We start from the raw sequence: 21,122 nt of genomic DNA, 5'->3' as shown, positions 1-21,122 counted from the left end.
CGCCCGCAGGACTGCATGTCGCAAACGGGCTGTTTCCGTTTCGGCACCCGTTGCATAGTCATCTGAAGCGATGCCCGGCGGGCGGGCGGTCAATCACGGCGGCAAGAGGCGGAACAGATGACGACGAAGACAAGGGCTCTGGTGATCGGCGGCGGTGTCGTCGGCGTATCGACGCTTTATCATCTGGCGAAGAAGGGCTGGGCCGATGCCGTTCTGATTGAGCGCAAGGAACTGACCTCCGGCTCGACCTGGCATGCGGCCGGCCTGCTGCCGCTGTTCAACATGAGCTATTCGGTTGGCCAGCTACACAAATATTCGGTCAATCTCTATTCCGCGCTCGAGGAAGAGACGGGGCTCAATGTCGGCTTCTCGAAGGTCTCCAATATCCGCCTCGCCATGACCAGGGACCGGATGGACGAGTATCTCTATTACTCCGGCATTGCCGAGACCATCGGCGTTGATTTCAAATTCCTGACGCCTGAGGAAGTCAAGGAAGTCTGGCCGCTCTGCGAAACCGACGGCATCTTGGGCGCGATCCAGCATCCCGACGACGGCTATATTCAGCCAGCCGACCTGACCCAGGCCTTGGCGAAAGGCGCGCGCGACAACGGCGCGCGGATCATGCGCAACACCACCGTCACCGAAATCCGCCAGAACCTTGACGGCACCTGGCACGTGGAAACCGACAAGGAGAGTTTCACCGCGGACCACGTGATTTCCTGCACCGGCAATTTTGCCCGAAAGACCGGCGCCATGGTCGGCCTTAACGTGCCGGTCATTCCGGTCGAGCATCAATATATCGTCACCGAGCCGCACCCGGCGATCCTGGAACGCAAGAAACAGGGCCTGCCGGAAATGGGGGTCTTACGCGAATCCGACAGCGCCTGGTATATGCGCGAGGAGGCCGGCGGTTTGATCCTCGGGCCTTACGAGACCGGCGCGCCGGTCTGTTATGTCGACGGGCCGTCTGCCGACAGCGAATACGAGCTGTTCCAGGAAGAACTCGACCGGCTGATGCCGCATATCGAGACGGCCTTTACCCGCGTTCCGGCCTTTGCCGAGGTTGGCATCAAGAAGGTCTATAACGGCGCGATCGCCTATACGCCCGACGGCAACCCGATCGTCGGCCCGGCGCCGGGGCTGAAGAATTTCTGGCTCAATGAAGGCCATTCCTTCGGCATCACGGCCGCCGGCGGCGCCGGCTGGCAGCTCGCCGAATGGATCGTCAACGGCGAGCCGACCGTGGACCTTGCCGGCGTCGATCCGCGCCGCTTCGGGCCTTACGCCAACGAGGGCTATCTCATTGCCAAGAACGAAGAGGCCTATGCCAATGTCTTCACCATGCATTACCCGGATGAGGAGCGCGGAGCAGCCCGGCCGCTGAAGGTCTCGCCGGTCTATGAGCGGCTGAAGGCGCTTGGCGGCGTGTTCGGCTCGGTCTATGGCTGGGAGCGGGCCAACTGGTATGCGCCCGAAGGCTATGCGCTGGATGAGAGCGAGCTCGGCGTCGGCGCCGATGTGCTGACCAATCACAATTACGCCCCGGCGCTGGATGATGGCCGGATCGTGGAAAAATGGTCGTTCCGCCGCTCGAACTATTTCGAGCATGTCGGCAACGAGGTGAGGCATGTGCATGAGAAGGTCGGCATTCTCGATATGACGCCCTTTGCCAAGATGGAGGTTTCCGGCCCCGGCGCGCGCGGGTTCCTCGACAGTATTTTCGCCAATGCCGTGCCGAAGAAGCAGGGGCGCATCGCGCTTTGCCATCTGCTCGGCAGCCAGGGCGGCGTGCGCGCGGAATTCACGCTTTATGAGTGGGCGCCCGGTCGTTTCTATCTGGTTTCCGGCGCGGGGCTTGAAAGCCACGACCACGATCTTCTGACGAAGCTCGCGCCGACCGACGGTTCCGTGACGCTCCGACCGCTGACCATGGAAATGGGCGTGCTGGTGATTGCCGGACCGAAATCGCGCGACCTGTTGAAGAAGCTGACGCGGACATCGCTGGAGAATGCTGATTTCCCCTGGCTCACCGGTCAGCCGATCTCGATCGGCGCGGCAAGCTGCCATGCGCTGCGCGTCAACTTCGTCGGCGAACTCGGCTGGGAACTGCACCACCCGATCGCGATGCAGACCTACATCTTTGACATGCTGATGGAGGCCGGCGCCGAGTTTGACATCAAACCCTTCGGTATCCGCGCCATGGGGTCTATGGCGCTGGAAAAATCCTACCGCGCCATGCAGCGGGAGATGACCATCGAATATACCGCCTACGAATCGGGGCTCGACCGCTTCATCAAGCCGAAGAAGGACTTCATCGGCAAGGAGGCCCTGCTGTCGAAGAAGGAGGAGGGGCTTTCCGCCGTCTTCGCCACGCTGATCGTCGACGGCGTCACGGATTGCGATGCGCGTGGTTCCGAGGCGATCTACGACCTTGAGGGCGATCTGGCCGGGCGCGCCACCCAGGGCGGCTTTGGCTGGCGCATCGGCAAGTCGATCGCGCTTGCCATGCTCAAGCCGGACTATGCCGCGCCGGGTACCAGGCTGAAGATCCGCATCCTCGGCGATCTTTTTGACGCGACGGTGGTGGAGGAAAGCCCGTTCGATCCGGAGAATGAGGCGCTGCGGGCTTGAGTCGGGAGGATGCTCGCACCGCCCTTCCGTCATGCCGGCCTCGAGCCGGCATGCGTGGTGGCTGGGGCAGGGTTGGTTTTGTGTGTTTGACCGGTCCAGCGTGCGCGTTTACTGCGGCATATGCCATTCGTTCGACCGTAGATCCCGGCTCAGGGCCGGGATGACGGAGCAGACAGGCCTCATGATTTGAATAGGAGGCGGAGCATTGCCTCTTTGCTTCCCCGGCTTTCTTCAAAAACACTCTTGCCAAGCGCGCTTCATCCCCGTAAATGGGGCGCCAGATCGGATGGGGCTGCGCGGAAACGCTGGCGGCCTGATTTGATGAAGGGGTATAGCTCAGTTGGTAGAGCGGCGGTCTCCAAAACCGCAGGTCGGGGGTTCGAGCCCCTCTGCCCCTGCCAGTTTGGCGGTTCTGCCAGCGCGGTGCGCGGCGGCTCGCGTGGACGTGATACAAGAAAAATTTCGTTTTTCTCTTGTCTGAGCGAAAAACGATGATATGTAATGCAAAACAGACTCGCGGTGCGTGGAGCTGGTTACTTCCGCTTTACGTGCCGTAAAGGTGTGGGCAGTTTATGGCATCGAAAACCAATCCATTCACGTTTCTGCAGCAAGTGCGCGCTGAGACGGCCAAAGTCGTTTGGCCTTCCCGGCGCGAAACTGTGATCTCGACTCTCATGGTCATGGTGATGGTTGTCGTGGCAGCGTTCTTCTTCTTCGCGGCTGATCAGTTGATGAGCCTGGCGATGAATTTCGTCCTCAATCTCGGCGCCTGATCGGGAAAAGGGGAGAAGCACTATGGCGATGCGCTGGTATATTGTTCATGCCTATTCCAACTTCGAGAAGAAGGTGGCCGAGGCAATCGAGGAGAAGGCCAAGCAGAAGGGCCTTGATCATTTCTTCGATCGTATCCTCGTTCCGACCGAAAAGGTCGTTGAGGTCCGTCGCGGCCGCAAGGTCGATTCGGAACGCAAGTTTTTCCCGGGCTATGTTCTGGTGCGGGCAGACCTCAATGACGAGGTCTTCCATCTGATCAAGAACACGCCGCGGGTGACCGGTTTTCTCGGCAGCGACCAGAAGCCTGTTCCGATCCCGGATTCCGAGGCCGAGCACATTCTCGGCCAGGTTCAGGAGGGCGTCGAGCGTCCGAAGGCGACCGTATCTTTCGAAATCGGCGAGAATGTCCGCGTTTCCGACGGCCCGTTCGCCTCCTTCAACGGCGTCGTGCAGGATGTCGACGAGGAGCGCGCCCGCCTGAAGGTCGAGGTCTCGATCTTCGGCCGCGCAACGCCGGTGGAACTGGAATACGCCCAGGTCGAAAAAGTTTGAGCTTTTGCCCTTCGGGGCAATTTCGCGTGGAAGGGCAGGGCGCTTAGCCGGTGTCCATCAAACCCGCACCACGCAACCGCAGCCGCCGGCAGGTGCCGGCATGATGGGCCGGCAAGCCGGTCCGAGATGAGAAAGGCAGAGTAATGGCTAAGAAAGTTGCAGGCCAGCTCAAGTTGCAGGTCCCGGCAGGTTCGGCAAATCCGTCCCCGCCGATCGGTCCCGCTCTTGGTCAGCGCGGCATCAACATCATGGAATTCTGCAAGGCGTTCAATGCCGCCTCGCAGGAAATGGAAAAGGGCATGCCCATCCCGGTAATCATCACCTATTACCAGGACAAGTCCTTTACCTTCGTCATGAAGCAGCCCCCGGTCGCTTACTTCCTGAAGAAGGAAGCGAAGATCAAGTCGGGTTCCAAGACCCCGGGCAAGGCGAGCGCAGGTTCGATCTCTTCCGAGCAGGTCCGCAAGATCGCGGAAGCCAAGATGAGCGACCTGAACGCCGCCGATATCGAAGGCGCAATGCGCATGGTCGAGGGCTCCGCCCGCGCCATGGGCCTGGAAGTGACGGGTTGATTGCCATGACGAAGATTGCAAAGCGTATCCAGAAGACCCGCAAGGGCATCGACGTCAACAAGCTCTATCCGCTTTCCGAGGCCGTTCAGATGGTCAAGGAACGGGCTGTTGCAAAGTTCGACGAATCCATCGAAATCGCGATGAACCTCGGCGTTGACCCGCGTCACGCCGACCAGATGGTTCGCGGCGTCGTCAACCTGCCGAACGGCACGGGCAAGAGCGTTCGCGTTGCCGTGTTCGCCCGCGGCCCGAAGGCTGATGAAGCCAAGGAAGCCGGTGCGGATGTCGTCGGCGCGGAAGATCTCGTCGAGCAGGTTCAGGCCGGCAATATCGACTTCGACCGCTGCATCGCGACCCCGGACATGATGCCGCTCGTCGGCCGTCTCGGTAAGGTGCTCGGCCCGCGCGGCATGATGCCGAACCCGAAGGTTGGCACCGTCACCATGGACGTCAAGGCCGCCATCGAAGCCTCCAAGGGCGGCGCTGTCGAGTTCCGCGTCGAAAAGGCCGGTATCGTGCATGCCGGCGTTGGCAAGGCCTCGTTTGACGCAAGCGCGCTGGAAGAAAACATCCGCGCCTTCGCCGATGCCGTCGTCAAGGCAAAGCCGGCCGGCGCCAAGGGCAACTACGTCAAGCGCGTTGCGCTCTCGTCGACGATGGGCCCCGGCGTCAAGATCGACTTCTCGTCGGTCAACGCTTAAGTTTTGAATTTCCGGAAGCGCTTGTCTTCCGGTGAAAAGTTTCCGGGCTCCAGGGCCCGGAAAATGACCGGGACGAACATCCCGGTTTCCTGTCCGAGATTGCAGGTGGGCAACCTTAATTCAATGCCTGCATGAGACGGGTGAGACCCAATTTTACCGCTGGCGGTCAAGCCTGACGCGGTTAAGTTCGGTTCGAACCTGGTGTGCCTAGGCGCTTGAGAAATCGCGCGCCGAAGGGGGCAGGATCCTCGAGCGTCGCTTGGGATCTTGGGTCAAAGCAAGTCCCTTGCGGCAAAGGCAACCGACAGGTCCGTCAATGGTCCTGTCAACTGGAGATAGGCAGTGGAAAGAGCGGAAAAACGCGAATTCGTCACGGAACTGAACGAAGTCTTTAAGGCTTCCGGCTCGGTTGTCGTGGCCCACTATGCCGGTGTCACCGTTGCGCAGATGAACGATTTCCGTTCGAAGATGCGTCAAGCGGGCGGCACTGTCAAAGTCGCGAAGAACCGCCTGGCCAAGATTGCCCTTCAGGGTACGGAGTCCGAGGGAATGGCTGACCTGTTCACAGGTCAGACGCTCATCGCCTATTGCGATGACCCGGTGACGGCTCCGAAGGTCTGCATGGATTTCGCCAAGGGCAACGACAAGCTCGTTGTCATCGGCGGCGCCATGGGGGCAACCGTGCTCGATGCTGATGGTGTCAAGTCGCTTGCGACGATGCCTTCGCTGGATGAGCTGCGTGCGAAGCTGGTTGGTATGATCCAGACCCCGGCAACCCGCATCGCGACGATTGCTTCTGCACCGGCAAGCCAGCTTGCCCGCGTGCTCAACGCCTACGCCACGAAGGACGAAGCCGCTTGAGGCGGTTTTTCGCTGTTTATGAAATTTCGACCCAGTTCGAACCAAACACACTGAAGGAAGACTAACATGGCTGATCTCGCCAAAATCGTAGACGAACTTTCTGAACTGACGGTTCTCGAAGCCGCTGAACTGTCCAAGATGCTCGAAGAGAAGTGGGGCGTTTCCGCCGCTGCTCCGGTCGCCGTCGCTGCTGCCGGTGGTGCTGGCGAAGCTGCTGCCGCTGCTGAAGAGAAGACCGAATTCGACGTTGTCCTGGCTGAAGCCGGCTCCAACAAGATCGGCGTCATCAAGGAAGTTCGCGCCATCACCGGTCTCGGCCTCAAGGAAGCCAAGGAACTCGTCGAGAGCGCTCCGAAGGCTGTCAAGGAAGCCGTTTCCAAGGGCGAAGCCGAAGAGCTCAAGGGCAAGCTGGAAGCAGCCGGCGCCAAGGTCGAGCTCAAGTAAGCTTTACTTTTTCTGTTCCGCGGGCGGGCGCAGGCCTGCCCGCGGGGCGACAATTGAACTGAAACCATTACCCAAAGTCCCATTTCGGGCCTTTGGGTAATGGGTTCTCTTCAGGACCCTTTCGACGGGCAGCGCTGCCGGCAACGGCCTGACGCTCGGATAGTCGAGAAATTATGGAGATCGAGCCGTTCCAATGGAAACGGCTCTCGGTGATGACGGAGCCGACTGGCCATCGGTACCCGTCTGTTGCAGGCCCGGATGCAGATTGACAAGGAGCGACGATGGCTCAGACCCTTTCCTATAATGGTCGCAGGCGCGTGCGCAAGTTTTTCGGTAAGATCCCGGAAGTGGCGGAGATGCCGAACCTCATCGAGGTTCAAAAGGCGTCCTACGACCAGTTCCTCATGGTTGACGAGCCCAAGGGCGGTCGTCCCGACGAAGGATTGCAGGCGGTCTTCAAGTCCGTTTTTCCCATGACCGACTTCTCGGGCGCTTCCATGCTCGAATTCGTGTCCTATGAGTTCGAACAGCCGAAGTTCGACGTCGAGGAATGCCGTCAGCGCGACCTGACCTATGCGGCGCCGCTGAAGGTCAAGCTGCGTCTGATCGTGTTCGATATCGACGAGGATACGGGCGCGAAGTCGATCAAGGACATCAAGGAGCAGTCGGTCTATATGGGCGACATGCCGCTGATGACCAACAACGCGACCTTTATCGTTAACGGTACGGAACGCGTCATCGTTTCGCAGATGCACCGCTCGCCGGGCGTCTTCTTCGATCACGACAAGGGCAAGAGCCACTCTTCCGGCAAGCTGCTTTTCGCCGCCCGCGTGATCCCCTATCGCGGTTCCTGGCTCGACATCGAGTTCGACGCCAAGGACATCGTTCATGCCCGCATCGACCGTCGCCGCAAGATCCCGGCAACGTCGCTCCTGATGGCGCTCGGCATGGATACCGAGGAAATTCTCGAGACCTTTTACGAGAAGGCGACCTATGAGCGTGACGGCGACGGCTGGAAGGTTCCCTTCTCGCCCGAGCGCCTGCGCGGCCAGAAGGCCGTGACCGATCTCATTGACGCCGATAGCGGCGAAGTCGTGATCGAGGCCGGCAAGAAGCTGACCCCGCGCATGCTGAAGAAGCTTGCAGAGGGCGGCGTGAAGGCGCTCAAGGTGACCGACGAGGAACTCTACGGCACGTTCCTGGCCGAGGACATCGTCAACATGGAAACCGGCGAGATCTATCTCGAGGCCGGCGAAGAGCTTGACGAGAAGAACCTGGCGGGCGTGATCGAGCAGGGCATTGACGAACTGGCGATCCTCAATATCGACCATGTCAATGTCGGCGCCTATATCCGCAACACGCTTGTGGCCGACAAGAACGAGAACCGTCAGGACGCCCTGTTCGACATCTATCGCGTCATGCGTCCGGGCGAGCCGCCGACCATGGAATCGGCGGAAGCGATGTTCAATTCGCTGTTCTTCGATGCCGAGCGCTATGACCTCTCGGCCGTTGGCCGCGTCAAGATGAACATGCGTCTCGACCTCGACGCGCCGGACACGATGCGCGTGCTGCGCAAGGAAGACATCCTGGCCGTCGTCAAGACGCTGGTCGACCTGCGTGACGGCAAGGGCGAGATCGACGACATCGACAATCTCGGCAACCGCCGCGTCCGCTCCGTTGGCGAACTGATGGAGAACCAGTATCGTCTGGGCCTGCTGCGCATGGAGCGTGCGATCAAGGAACGCATGTCCTCGATCGAGATCGACACGGTGATGCCGCAGGACCTGATCAACGCCAAGCCGGCGGCTGCCGCCGTGCGCGAGTTCTTCGGTTCCTCGCAGCTGTCGCAGTTCATGGACCAGATCAACCCGCTGTCGGAAATCACCCACAAGCGTCGTCTTTCGGCACTTGGCCCGGGCGGTCTGACGCGCGAACGCGCCGGCTTCGAAGTCCGCGACGTGCATCCGACCCATTACGGCCGCATCTGCCCGATCGAGACGCCGGAAGGCCCGAATATCGGTCTGATCAACTCGCTGGCGACCTTTGCGCGCGTCAACAAGTACGGCTTCATCGAAAGCCCGTATCGCAAGATCTCCGAGGACGGCAAGCTCACCGATGAGGTGATCTATCTGTCGGCCATGGAAGAGGCGAAGTACTACATCGCCCAGGCCAATTCGGTGATGAACGAGGATGGCACCTTCGTCGAAGAGTTCGTCGTCTGCCGTCATGCCGGCGAAGTGATGCTGGCGCCGCGCGAAAACATCAACCTGATGGACGTTTCGCCGAAGCAGCTCGTTTCCGTTGCCGCGGCTTTGATCCCGTTCCTGGAAAACGACGACGCCAACCGCGCCCTGATGGGCTCGAACATGCAGCGTCAGGCCGTGCCGCTGCTGCGCGCCGAAGCGCCGTTCGTCGGAACCGGCATGGAACCGATCGTTGCCCGTGACAGTGGCGCCGCCATCGGCGCCAAGCGCGGCGGCGTGGTCGACCAGGTTGACGCAACGCGTATCGTTATCCGCGCGACGGAAGATCTGGATGCCTCGAAATCTGGCGTCGATATCTACCGGCTGATGAAGTTCCAGCGCTCCAACCAGAACACCTGCGTCAACCAGCGGCCGCTGGTGCGCGTCGGCGACGTGGTCAACCGTGGCGACATCATCGCCGACGGTCCGTCCACGGACCTCGGCGACCTGGCGCTCGGCCGCAACGCGCTCGTCGCGTTCATGCCGTGGAACGGCTACAATTACGAGGACTCGATCCTGCTGTCCGAGCGGATCGTTTCGGATGACGTCTTCACCTCGATCCATCTGGAAGAATTCGAGGTCATGGCCCGTGACACCAAGCTCGGTCCGGAAGAAATCACCCGCGACATTCCGAACGTTTCGGAAGAAGCGCTGAAGAACCTCGATGAGGCCGGCATCGTTTATATCGGCGCGGAAGTGCATCCGGGCGATATTCTGGTGGGCAAGATCACGCCGAAGGGCGAAAGCCCGATGACGCCGGAGGAAAAGCTCCTGCGCGCCATCTTCGGCGAGAAGGCCTCGGACGTTCGCGACACGTCCATGCGCATGCCGCCCGGCACTTTCGGTACCGTGGTTGAAGTCCGCGTGTTCAACCGCCACGGCGTCGAGAAGGACGAGCGTGCCATGGCGATCGAGCGCGAGGAAATCGAGCGTCTCGCCAAGGACCGTGATGACGAGCAGGCCATTCTGGACCGCAACGTCTATGCGCGTCTGGCCGACATGCTGCGCGGCCACACCTCGATTGCAGGTCCGAAGGGCTTCAAGAAGGGCGTCGAACTCTCCGACGAGGTGATCAACGCCTATCCGCGTTCGCAGTGGTGGATGTTCGCCGTCGAGAACGAGGAAGCCCAGGGCGAACTCGAAGCCCTTCGCGGCCAGTACGACGAATCCAAGGCTCGCCTTGAGCAGCGGTTCATGGACAAGGTCGAGAAGGTCCAGCGCGGCGATGAAATGCCCCCGGGCGTGATGAAGATGGTCAAGGTCTTCGTCGCCGTGAAGCGCAAGATCCAGCCCGGCGACAAGATGGCCGGCCGTCACGGCAACAAGGGCGTGGTCTCCCGCATCCTGCCTGCCGAGGATATGCCGTTCCTGGAAGACGGAACCCATGTCGATGTCGTGCTGAACCCGCTTGGCGTGCCGAGCCGCATGAATGTCGGCCAGATCCTGGAAACGCATCTTGCGTGGGGTTGTGCCGGCATGGGCAAGCGCATTGGCCAGATGCTCGAGGAGTATCAGGAAACCAATGACATCAAGCCGCTGAAGGAAACGCTGACCAAGGTCTATGCGTCGGAAGCCAAGGACGAAGTCTCGAATTTCGATGATGAAAGCCTGGTGCGTCTGGCCGATGAAGCCAAGCGCGGCGTCTCTATCGCCACGCCGGTCTTTGACGGTGCGCATGAGGGCGACGTCTCCGAGATGCTGTCCTGGGCAGGCTACAATCCGTCGGGTCAGTCGACGCTTTACGACGGCCGTACGGGCGAGCCCTTCGACCGCCAGGTCACCGTGGGCTACATGTACATGATCAAGCTCAACCATCTGGTTGACGACAAGATCCATGCCCGTTCGATCGGTCCCTACTCGCTCGTTACCCAGCAGCCGCTGGGCGGCAAGGCGCAGTTCGGCGGCCAGCGCTTCGGCGAAATGGAGGTCTGGGCTCTGGAAGCCTATGGCGCCGCCTATACGCTGCAGGAAATGCTGACCGTGAAATCGGACGACGTTGCCGGCCGTACCAAGGTCTATGAGGCGATTGTCCGCGGCGATGATACGTTCGAGGCCGGTATTCCGGAATCATTCAACGTTCTCGTCAAGGAAATGCGTTCGCTGGGCCTTTCCGTCGAGCTTGAAAACCGTGCCGACGAGCCCGGTGAGGAAGCCGACGAAATGCCGGACGCTGCGGAATAAGATCAGAACACGGTGCGCCCGCCGCCAAAAGCCGGGCGCACCTTTGACACCGAGTGCATGGTAAGCGCGAAGTGTCATTTTTGCCGCATTTAGCGGCTATCACCGTTTCAAGAGACAGAATGCCGGCATCGGGGTTTGGCCGGCAGCCACTGTCAGCAAGGGCGATGCCGCCCAGTCAAGGAGACAGGCATGAACCAAGAGGTCATGAATCTTTTCAATCCGCAGGCGCCGGCGCAGGTCTTCGATTCGATCCGGATCTCGATCGCCAGCCCGGAAAAGATCCTTTCCTGGTCTTATGGCGAAATCAAGAAGCCGGAAACCATCAACTACCGCACGTTCAAGCCCGAGCGTGACGGCCTGTTCTGCTCGCGCATCTTTGGCCCGATGAAGGACTATGAGTGCCTGTGCGGCAAGTACAAGCGCATGAAGTACAAGGGCATCATCTGCGAAAAGTGCGGCGTCGAAGTGACGCTGTCGCGCGTGCGCCGCGAGCGCATGGGCCATATTGAGCTCGCCGCTCCGGTTGCCCATATCTGGTTCCTGAAATCGCTGCCGAGCCGTATCTCGACCCTTCTCGACATGACGCTGAAGGATGTCGAGCGCGTTCTCTATTTCGAGAACTACATCGTCACCGAGCCGGGCCTGACGGATCTGAAGGAAAATCAGCTCCTGTCGGAAGAGGAATACATGCTGGCCGTCGACGAGTTTGGCGAGGACCAGTTCTCGGCCAATATCGGCGCTGAGGCCATCTATGAGATGCTGGCCGGCATGGACCTTGAGAAGATCGCCGGCGATCTGCGCGCCGAGCTGGCCGACACCACGTCGGATCTGAAGCAGAAGAAGCTGATGAAGCGTCTCAAGATCGTCGAGAACTTTCTCGAGTCCGGCAACCGTCCCGAATGGATGATCATGAAGGTCGTTCCGGTGATCCCGCCGGATCTGCGTCCGCTCGTCCCGCTCGACGGCGGCCGTTTCGCGACGTCCGACCTCAACGATCTCTACCGCCGCGTGATCAACCGCAACAACCGTCTGAAGCGGCTCATCGAGCTGCGCGCGCCGGGCATCATCATCCGCAACGAGAAGCGCATGCTTCAGGAATCGGTCGATGCGCTGTTCGACAACGGCCGTCGCGGCCGCGTCATCACCGGCGCCAACAAGCGTCCGCTGAAGTCGATCTCCGACATGCTGAAGGGCAAGCAGGGCCGGTTCCGCCAGAACCTGCTCGGCAAGCGCGTCGACTATTCCGGCCGTTCGGTCATCGTGACCGGCCCGGAACTGAAGCTGCACCAGTGCGGCCTGCCGAAGAAGATGGCGCTCGAACTGTTCAAGCCCTTCATCTACGCCCGTCTCGACGCCAAGGGGTATTCCTCGACCGTCAAGCAGGCGAAGAAGCTGGTCGAGAAGGAACGTCCGGAAGTCTGGGACATCCTCGACGAGGTGATCCGCGAGCATCCGGTTCTCCTGAACCGCGCGCCGACGCTGCACCGTCTGGGCATTCAGGCCTTCGAACCGACGCTTGTCGAAGGCAAGGCGATCCAGTTGCACCCGCTCGTCTGCACGGCCTTCAACGCCGACTTCGACGGCGACCAGATGGCCGTTCACGTGCCGCTGTCGCTCGAAGCCCAGCTTGAAGCCCGCGTGCTGATGATGTCGACCAACAACATCCTGCATCCGGCAAACGGTCAGCCGATCATCGTGCCGTCGCAGGACATGGTTCTCGGCCTCTACTACCTCTCGATCATGAACGAGAACGAGCCGGGCGAGGGCATGGCCTTTGCCGACATGGGCGAACTGCACCATGCGCTCGAAAACAAGGTCGTCACGCTGCATTCCAAGATCAAGGGCCGTTTCAAGACGGTCGACGAGGACGGCAACGAAGTCTCGAAGATCTACGAGACGACGCCCGGCCGCATGATCATCGGCGAGCTTCTGCCGAAGAACTCGAACGTTCCGTTCGAGACCTGCAACCAGGAAATGACCAAGAAGAACATCTCCAAGATGATCGACACGGTCTATCGCCACTGCGGCCAGAAGGACACGGTGATCTTCTGCGACCGCATCATGTCGCTCGGCTTCGGCCATGCGTGCAAGGCCGGCATTTCCTTCGGCAAGGACGACATGGTCATTCCCGATGCCAAGCACGAGATCGTCGCAGAGACGGAAGCGCTGGTGAAGGAATACGAGCAGCAGTACAATGACGGTCTCATCACCCAGGGCGAGAAGTACAACAAGGTTGTCGACGCCTGGGGCAAGGCGACCGAGAAGGTCACCGAAGAGATGATGGCCCGGATCAAGGCCGTCGAATTCGACCCTGAGACCGGTCGCCAGAAGCAGATGAACTCGATCTACATGATGAGCCATTCCGGCGCGCGTGGTTCGGTGAACCAGATGCGTCAGCTTGGCGGCATGCGCGGCCTGATGGCCAAGCCCTCCGGCGAGATCATCGAGACGCCGATCATCTCGAACTTCAAGGAAGGTCTGACCGTGAACGAGTACTTCAACTCGTCGCACGGCGCCCGTAAGGGTCTGGCCGATACCGCGCTGAAGACCGCGAACTCGGGTTACCTGACCCGTCGTCTGGTCGACGTGGCGCAGGACTGCATCGTCAACACGCCGGATTGCGGAACCGACAAGGGCCTGACCATGACGGCGATCGTCGATGCCGGTCAGGTGGTTGCCTCCATCGGCCAGCGCGTGCTCGGCCGTGCGGCGCTTGTTGACATCGAGGATCCGGTCACCGGCGAACTGATCGTCGAGGCCGGTCGTCAGATCAACGAGGCCGACGTCATCAAGATCGAGGCTTCGGGTATCCAGTCGGTGCAGATCCGTTCGGCTCTGACCTGCGAAGTCCAGACGGGCGTCTGCCAGGTCTGCTACGGTCGCGACCTTGCGCGCGGCACGCCGGTGAATATCGGCGAAGCGGTCGGCGTCATCGCCGCCCAGTCGATCGGCGAGCCCGGCACGCAGCTGACCATGCGTACCTTCCACCTTGGCGGTACGGCAAACGTGGTTGACCAGTCGTTCCTGGAATCCTCCTATGAGGGTACGGTGCGGATCAAGAACCGCAACGTCCTGAGGAACTCCGATGGCGTTCTGGTGGCGATGGGCCGCAATATGGCGATCCAGATCCTCGACCAGCGCGATCAGGAACGGTCCTCGCAGAAGGTCGCCTATGGTTCGAAGCTCTATGTCGATGACGGCGATGCGGTTCGTCGCGGTCAGCGTCTCGCCGAGTGGGACCCCTATACCCGCCCGATGATGACCGAAGTTGCCGGTACGGTTGACTTCGAAGACCTCGTCGAAGGTCTGTCCGTCACTGAAACGACGGATGAGGCGACCGGCTTCACCAAGCGTTCGGTTATCGACTGGCGTTCGACGCCGCGCGGTTCCGATCTGAAGCCGTCCATCGTCATCAAGGATGCCAATGGCGAGATCATGAAGCTGCCGCGTGGCGGCGAGGCTCGCCTGCCGCTTTCGGTTGACGCGATCCTCTCGGTCGAGCCCGGCCAGAAGGTCAGCCAGGGTGACGTGCTTGCCCGTTCGCCGCTGGAAAGCGCCAAGACCAAGGACATTACCGGTGGTCTGCCGCGCGTTGCGGAACTGTTCGAAGCCCGCCGTCCGAAGGACCATGCCGTGATCGCCGAGATCGACGGTACGATCCGCTTCGGCCGCGACTACAAGAACAAGCGTCGCATCCAGATCGAGCCTGCGGAAGATGGCGTCGAGCCGGTGGAGTACCTCATTCCGAAGTCGAAGCCGTTCCATTTGCAGGATGGCGACTACATCGAGAAGGGCGACTACATCCTCGATGGCAACCCGGCTCCGCATGACATCCTTGCCATCAAGGGCGTCGAGGCGCTGGCCTCCTATCTCGTCAACGAGATCCAGGAAGTCTATCGTCTGCAGGGCGTGGTCATCAACGACAAGCACATCGAGGTGATCGTTCGCCAGATGCTGCAGAAGGTCGAGATCACCGCTTCGGGCGACAGTGGCCAGATCACCGGCGATATCGTCGAGGCGATTGCCTTTGACGATATGAACGAGGAATTGGTGGCACAGGGCAAGCGGCCCGCCGAAGGCGAACCCGTGCTGCTCGGCATCACCAAGGCCTCGCTGCAGACGCCGTCCTTCTTCTCGGCCGCGTCCTTCCAGGAAACCACCAAGGTGCTCACGGAGGCCGCGATCGCCGGCAAGGTCGACACGCTGCAGGGCCTGAAGGAAAACATCATCGTCGGCCGTCTGATCCCGGCCGGTACGGGCCGCGCGATGGGCCAGGTTCGACGCATCGCCACCCAGCGCGACGATCTCATCATCGACGCCCGCCGCAAGGCTTCCGGCGCCGACGAGGCAACGCCGATGCTGTCGCAAATGAACCCGGAAAGCGAGCCGACGCCGGGCGAGTAAACGCCTGCTTGGGCCGCGTGCCCGGGGGCGTTTCCAACACCCCCATACTGAAGGCCGCCGAATTCGGCGGCCTTTTGTATTTTCTGCTAGAATGAAAGCGTTAGCATTTGCTGTTGTACGGGGCCTTGTCTTCACGGCTGGTGTGGGAGATCGTCAGGGCGACTTTTGCGTCATCGTGAGAAGCACGGATGTGCGGTCTCAATTGCGCGGCTGCGGAAGGAAACGCTATGGAGGCGGGTAAGCGGAGTGTCTGGATAATCTCTCTCGTCTGGGTCTGTCTCGGCGGGATTTGCGCATTTGTGATTGCCGAATTCATCAGCAATCATAACGCCGACGAGCACGTCGATTACTATGGTTCGGACGTCTTTCAGAACGCCGTCTCCGTGGCCGAAACCAGCTTGGCGGTCCTTCGTACGCTTGACCGATCGTCCGATGCGTCCTGCTCTGCCGATGATCTTGAGGCGATGCGCCGTATCGTTTTCGTCGTCCCGTTTCTCGCGGATGTCGGGCGCTTGCAGGAGGGCAAGCTGGCCTGCACCGGCGTCTGGGGCAAACTCGCAACCCCTGTGACCTTGCCGCCGTTTTCAGAGGTTGTCGGCGTCAATTCCGCTATTCTCTGGAAAGGGGCCAGCGGTGTGGTTCCGTCGGGTCTGGCTGCGGATATGGCGTCTTTCGGCAACAGCGTGGTGATGACCGAACCCTCCGCCTTTGCGCGATACGAAGACCCCGCCGAGCGGCTTGCCGCCCTCGTGCTGACGCGCGACGGCAGTTATATCTACCAGGCTTTCGGCGAGACAGAAGGGCTCTCGCTGCTGCTCGGGCAAACGACCAAATGGTTTCGCATTACACGGCGCAGGATCTATTCAAGCTGCAATATGAGGTTGGATGTCTGCGTGGTCGCGACTTATGACGCGCCAAGCCTGTTGAAAACGGCGCCGCTCGATTTCCTGCTTGTCCTTGCCGGCGGGCTTGCCGCCGGCGGCTCTGTGGGGCTTTGGCATGCCCAGCTCTATCGTGAAAGCCGGTCCTGGCGGTATAAGCTGGAACGGGCTCTCGATGACAATCGGCTTACGGTCCATTATCAGCCGATCGTGAGGCTTTCCGATGAGAGCCTGTGCGGCGCGGAGGCGCTTGTGCGGCTAATCGATTTCGATGGATCGCTGGTGCCCCCCGACCAATTCATCCCTGCCGCAGAGACCTGCGGTTTCATTGGAAGAATAACCCGAAGCGTTGTCAGACATGCATTCGCCGACCTGAGAGATCATTTTGAGGCCGATCCGAATTTCTATGTCAGCATCAATGTCGCCTCCGATGACATACTGAGCCTGGAGTTTCTGGATTTTCTCGAGACCGAAATCCGCTCCCACGGGCTTTCCGCCAGCCAGGTCGCTCTGGAACTGACCGAGCGTTCGACAGCGAACCAGGACAGCCTGAACCAGGCGATGGCGGCCTTCAGCAGGCGGGGCTATCGCATTCTCATCGATGATTTCGGCACGGGCTATTCGAACCTTGCCTATATCGCCCGCATGCCGATCGCGGGCATCAAGATCGACCGTATGTTCACCCAGGCGCTCGATCAGCAGGCGATCGGCGCGGTGATCGTCAGCAAGGTCTGCGAACTTGCCGTCGCGCTCGAGGTGACCCTGATCTGCGAAGGCGTGGAGACCAAAGGCCAGGCTGACCACCTCGTTGCCATTCATCCCGACATCTGCATCCAGGGATTCCTGATCGGGCGGCCGGTGCCCGCACGAGAATTCTCGCGTGCCTTTCCCGCTGGCCGGAAGGTCAAGAAAGGATGATCAGCGGCTCAGTCCAGCGTCTTGTTGAAGCGGCTGACGGCGATAGCGATGGCGACGAGCGCGATGGCCGCCAGCATGGCGCTGTCGAAGCCGAGCACGGTGATGTTCGCGCCCTTCAGCATGATGGCGCGCACGATCCTGAGGTAATGCGTCAGCGGCAGGATTTCACCGAGATATCGCGCCCAACGCGGCATGCCGTCGAAGGGGAACATGAAGCCGGAGAGAAGAATGCTCGGCAGGAAGAACATCATCGACATCTGCACCGCCTGAAGCTGGTTCCTGGCAATTGTCGAGAAGGTGTAGCCGATCGACAGATTGGTGACGACGAAGAGCAGGGTCAAAAGCGCCAGTGACCACGGATCGCCGAGGATCGGGACGTCGAAGATGAACAGGCCCGAGGTGATGATCAGGGCGGCCTGGAAGGCGCCGACGAAGACATAGGGCATGATCTTGCCCATCATGATCTCGATCGGTCGGATCGGCATGGCGAGCAGGTTCTCCATCGTGCCGCGTTCGATCTCGCGGGTGACGGCAAGGGCAGTGAAGATCAAGAGCGTCATGGTCAGGATGGTGCCGAGCAGGCCCGGCACGATGTTGAGCGTCGACTTGCCCGCTGGATTGTAGCGACGGTGCTGGATAATGTTGAAGGCCGGCTGCTGGGGTTCTGCGATCGCAATGCCGTGCAGGCCGGAAAGGGCGGTGGAAACCACGCCGGAAAGCGCGCCGAGGGCGGAGGAGGAGGCGACCGGATCCGTCGCATCGGCCGCCACCAGCAGGGAAGGGGACTGTCCGCGCCTGAGGTCGCGCTCGAAGTCCGGCGGGATCTCGACCACGAACAGAACCTCTCCCGATTCGAGCAACCGGTCCATGTCCGCCTCACTGGTGACAATGCCGGTGATGTCGAAGAAATCAGTGTTTTCCAGCGAGGCCAGGATGGCGCGGGAGACATCGGTGCTTTCCGACAGCATGACGCCGGTCGGCAGGTGGTGCGGCGTCGTGTTGATGGCAAAGCCGAACAGCAGAAGCTGCATGATCGGCAGCATGATCATCATGCCCATGGTCAGTCGGTCGCGCGTCATCTGGATGAATTCCTTGACCGTCATCGCCCAGAAGCGGCGGAAGGCAGGAAAACGTTGTGGCCGTTCATCCGTCATCGAAATTGTCCTTCGAAGCGTTCATCATGTAGATGAAGGCATCTTCCAGCGTTGCCTCGCTCGGGCGGCATTCGGTATCGGGTCGGTCCCGATAGGGCTGAATGGCGCGCTCGAGCGCCGCCCTGTCATGGCCGCAGACATGCAGCGAAGAGCCGAAGGGGGCGACGAGATCGACGCCGTCGGCCTTCTCCAGTTCGGTCTGAAGGTCATGAACATGGGCGCCGGTAATCAGGTAGCTTTCGAGCTTCGAGGCGGCCACCACCTCCTTCACCGTGCCGGTCACCATCAGCTTGCCATAGGCCATATAGGCGATCTCGTGGCAGCGTTCCGCCTCGTCCATATAGTGGGTGGAGACCAGGACGGAGAGTCCGTCTGCGGCCAGCGCATGGATTTCGGCCCAGAATTCGCGCCGCGCCTTGGGGTCGACGCCCGCCGTCGGCTCGTCGAGCAGCAGGAGGTCCGGATCGGGAAGCGTGCAGGCGCCGAGCGCGAGCCGCTGTTTCCAGCCGCCGGAGAGATTGCCGGCAAGCTGCTTTTCCCGTCCGCCAAGCCCCAGTCGCTCGATGGCGTCGGAGACCTTTTTCCGCGGGTCCCTCAGGCCGTGGATGCGGGCGACGAAATCGAGGTTTTCGCGGATCGTCAGGTCCTCGTAGAGGGAAAACCGCTGGGTCATGTAGCCGACGTGGCGTCGGAGCCGCTCCCCGTCGCGGGTGATGTCGTAGCCAAGGCATGTGCCGGAGCCGCTGTCGGGCGTCAAAAGCCCGCACAGCATGCGGATCGTGGTGGTCTTGCCGGAGCCGTTCGGCCCGAGAAAGCCATGGATTGTGCCCTTGCGCACATTCATGGTCAGATGGTCGACCACGGTGCGCCCGCCGAAGCTTTTTGTCAGCCCCTCGACGGATATGACATTTTCCGCCGGAGCCATCAGCGCGCCTCCGCTTCGACATTGACGGGAAGACCGACGGCAAGCGGCGCAGGGTCTTCAGGCCGCGCCTCCAGCCGGTAGACCATCTTGGCGCGCTCCTCGCGCGAGAAGATCTCCGGCGGAGTGTATTCCGCGTCTTTGGCGATGAAGAAGATCGTTGCGTCTTGCGACCGGCAGCCGTCGCAGGTGACGCGCACCTTGTCGCCGACCTTCAGCGCGGCGCGCTCGCCTTCCGGCACAAAAAATTCGATCTTGATGTTTTCAGGCGGCAGCAGCGAGACGACCGGGCGGCCCGCCGGCACGACTTCGCCGGTCCGGTAATAGACCTGCTCGATGCTGCCGGTCGCCGGCGCCATGACCGTCTTCAGCGAAAGCGCCGCCTCGGCGGCGGAAAGCTCGGAGCGCGCGGCGGCAACGCTCTGCTCGGCCTGTTCGATCTGCTGGTCGCGCTGGGGCAGTTCGCCAAGGGCGATCTGTGCGTTGATCTTGTCGAGCGCGGCCTTGGCTTGCGCGTAGGAACTGACGGCACTGTCCAGATTGGCCTTGGTCCCGCTTTCCTGCTGGAACAGAGACCGCGCCCGCGTCAGCGATTTTTCGGCATAGTCGAGCGCGGCCTTTGCTTCCTTGCGCGAGGCTTCGAGCGCTTGCAGCTGTTCCTGCCGGTCCTGCGGGGCCCGGGTGAGAGAGAGGGCGGCTCTTGCCTTTTCAAGGTTGGCGCGGGCGGTTTCGACGGCAGCCCTGTCGGTCTCCGCTTCAAGCGAGAACAGCAACTGCCCGGTTTCGGCTTGATCGCCCTCTTCGACGGTGAGTTCGGTCAGCCGCGCGGTGTTGGGCGCGCCAATATAGAGCGCGTCCGCCTCGACCCAGCCGAGAAAGCCGTGGTCTTGGGCAGGGCGGAAGAGCGCGAACCCCGCGCCTGCGGCAGCGGCGAGCAGAACGGCGATGATGATAAGGCGCTTCATGGGGCATCCCCCTCGGCTGGCTTGAACAGGGTATCCAGATAGAAATCGAATGCGGCATCAAGATCGAGATCGCCGTAGCGGGCGAAATTCGCGTTCCAGATGACCGACAGCAGCGCCGGCGCGAAAATGACCTGCGGGACCTTGAGCACCGCGGTCGAGCGCAACTCGCCGCGCGCTTCTGCCCTTTCCAGAACGCGCAGGATGAGGGCGAGGCCGGCGCGGATGATGGTGTCGTGGTAGAATTCGGCAATCTCGGGGAAATTGCGCATCTCCATCGCCATCAATTGCACCAGATCGCGTTTTTCCGTGCCGAGAACCTCGGTTCTGATCAGGTCGAAGAAGATGCCGAGCGTCTCGCGCGGAGGCAGCCGGGCTTCCTCGAGCCTTGCGTGCGCCGTCATCAGCAGCGGGCCGAGTGCCTCGCTGATCAGCGATTTGAACAGGCTCTCCTTGTCCGGGAAATAGAGATAGACCGTCCCCTTGCCGATTCCGGCATGCCGGGCGATATCCTCGATGCGCGCATTGGCAAAACCCTTCTCGGAAAAGACGACAAGGGCTGCATCCATGATGGATTTGCGGCGGGCCTCGGGGGGGAGCGACCGGCGTTTTGGCGCTTTGTTCATGACAGGGCCTATCCTTTCCGGATCATGACTGACCAGTCAGTCATAGCAACTGACGGCGGCTTTCGCAAGACGTCTCGGGCTCGCGATATCCAGAGGGCCGGCGGTCGCCCTCTGCCGTCTTGCCCGACGCAATGCAGCATTTTGCGTGTAGTGTCTGGAGGTTGTGCCCGTTGCGGTTGTTGCGTCGACTGGCGCCCTTTACGGCCGGCCTGCGCACTGGCAACAGCGTTTCCGTGCAGACCTTCAGGCATTTCTCGCGGTTTGCGGCAGGTCATTGCCGGCGCCTTGCGGTTCGG

14 protein-coding genes and 1 tRNA gene are annotated in these 21,122 nt (G+C 61.1%); 11 read left to right on the top strand and 4 right to left on the bottom strand.

Features of this window, described 5'->3' with window-relative positions; translation table 11 throughout:
- Positions 1-117 precede the first annotated feature (117 nt).
- The 11 genes from FF124_RS08200 (at position 118) to FF124_RS08150 (ending at position 17,162) form a co-directional block, all read left to right on the top strand.
- Positions 118-2,631, top strand: coding sequence for a GcvT family protein (locus tag FF124_RS08200; RefSeq protein WP_138748007.1), 2,514 nt, complete (start codon positions 118-120; stop codon positions 2,629-2,631).
- A gap of 325 nt (positions 2,632-2,956) precedes the next feature.
- A tRNA-Trp gene (locus FF124_RS08195) sits at positions 2,957-3,032 on the top strand.
- Between the two features lie 171 nt (positions 3,033-3,203).
- Positions 3,204-3,404: a preprotein translocase subunit SecE gene (gene secE, locus FF124_RS08190; protein WP_024707354.1), complete on the top strand. Its 201-nt coding sequence runs from the start codon at positions 3,204-3,206 to the stop codon at positions 3,402-3,404.
- A 22-nt stretch (positions 3,405-3,426) separates the two neighbouring features.
- Positions 3,427-3,957, top strand: a complete 531-nt coding sequence (gene nusG, locus FF124_RS08185; RefSeq protein ID WP_024707355.1) for a transcription termination/antitermination protein NusG — start codon at positions 3,427-3,429, stop codon at positions 3,955-3,957.
- A gap of 143 nt (positions 3,958-4,100) precedes the next feature.
- On the top strand, positions 4,101-4,529 hold the full coding sequence (rplK, locus tag FF124_RS08180) for a 50S ribosomal protein L11 (RefSeq protein WP_138748006.1): 429 nt from the start codon (positions 4,101-4,103) through the stop codon (positions 4,527-4,529).
- A 5-nt stretch (positions 4,530-4,534) separates the two neighbouring features.
- Positions 4,535-5,230: a 50S ribosomal protein L1 gene (rplA, locus tag FF124_RS08175; RefSeq protein WP_138748005.1), complete on the top strand. Its 696-nt coding sequence runs from the start codon at positions 4,535-4,537 to the stop codon at positions 5,228-5,230.
- A gap of 342 nt (positions 5,231-5,572) precedes the next feature.
- Entirely contained in the window at positions 5,573-6,091 is a 519-nt protein-coding gene (gene rplJ, locus FF124_RS08170) for a 50S ribosomal protein L10 (RefSeq protein WP_138748004.1), read from the top strand.
- Between the two features lie 66 nt (positions 6,092-6,157).
- Positions 6,158-6,535, top strand: a complete 378-nt coding sequence (rplL, locus tag FF124_RS08165; RefSeq protein WP_138748003.1) for a 50S ribosomal protein L7/L12 — start codon at positions 6,158-6,160, stop codon at positions 6,533-6,535.
- Between the two features lie 281 nt (positions 6,536-6,816).
- Positions 6,817-10,959 carry a DNA-directed RNA polymerase subunit beta gene (gene rpoB, locus FF124_RS08160; protein ID WP_138748002.1) on the top strand — a complete coding sequence of 1,381 codons (4,143 nt, stop codon included), beginning with the start codon at positions 6,817-6,819 and terminating at the stop codon, positions 10,957-10,959.
- Between the two features lie 189 nt (positions 10,960-11,148).
- On the top strand, positions 11,149-15,363 hold the full coding sequence (gene rpoC, locus FF124_RS08155; protein WP_138748001.1) for a DNA-directed RNA polymerase subunit beta': 4,215 nt from the start codon (positions 11,149-11,151) through the stop codon (positions 15,361-15,363).
- Between the two features lie 299 nt (positions 15,364-15,662).
- On the top strand, positions 15,663-17,162 hold the full coding sequence (locus tag FF124_RS08150; protein WP_187326866.1) for an EAL domain-containing protein: 1,500 nt from the start codon (positions 15,663-15,665) through the stop codon (positions 17,160-17,162).
- Positions 17,163-17,170: 8 nt separating this feature from the next.
- Here FF124_RS08150 and FF124_RS08145 read toward each other — a convergent pair whose 3' ends face one another.
- The 4 genes from FF124_RS08145 to FF124_RS08130 are packed head-to-tail and all read right to left on the bottom strand — an operon-like array spanning position 17,171 to position 20,826.
- The gene (locus tag FF124_RS08145; protein WP_138747999.1) at positions 17,171-18,316 is read right to left on the bottom strand and encodes an ABC transporter permease; all 1,146 of its coding nucleotides are present in this window, start codon (positions 18,314-18,316) and stop codon (positions 17,171-17,173) included.
- Positions 18,306-19,241: an ABC transporter ATP-binding protein gene (locus FF124_RS08140; RefSeq protein ID WP_138747998.1), complete on the bottom strand. Its 936-nt coding sequence runs from the start codon at positions 19,239-19,241 to the stop codon at positions 18,306-18,308. Before FF124_RS08140 ends, FF124_RS08145 begins: the two co-directional genes overlap by 11 nt.
- Entirely contained in the window at positions 19,241-20,203 is a 963-nt protein-coding gene (locus tag FF124_RS08135; protein ID WP_138747997.1) for an HlyD family secretion protein, read from the bottom strand. Before FF124_RS08135 ends, FF124_RS08140 begins: the two co-directional genes overlap by 1 nt.
- Positions 20,200-20,826, bottom strand: a complete 627-nt coding sequence (locus FF124_RS08130) for a TetR/AcrR family transcriptional regulator (RefSeq protein ID WP_138747996.1) — start codon at positions 20,824-20,826, stop codon at positions 20,200-20,202. The genes FF124_RS08135 and FF124_RS08130 overlap by 4 nt, the downstream gene beginning before the upstream one ends.
- Positions 20,827-21,122: the final 296 nt, after the last annotated feature.

This window comes from Martelella lutilitoris (genome assembly GCF_005924265.1).
Taxonomy (GTDB): domain Bacteria; phylum Pseudomonadota; class Alphaproteobacteria; order Rhizobiales; family Rhizobiaceae; genus Martelella; species Martelella lutilitoris.
This window is presented reverse-complemented; position numbering and strand designations above follow the sequence as displayed.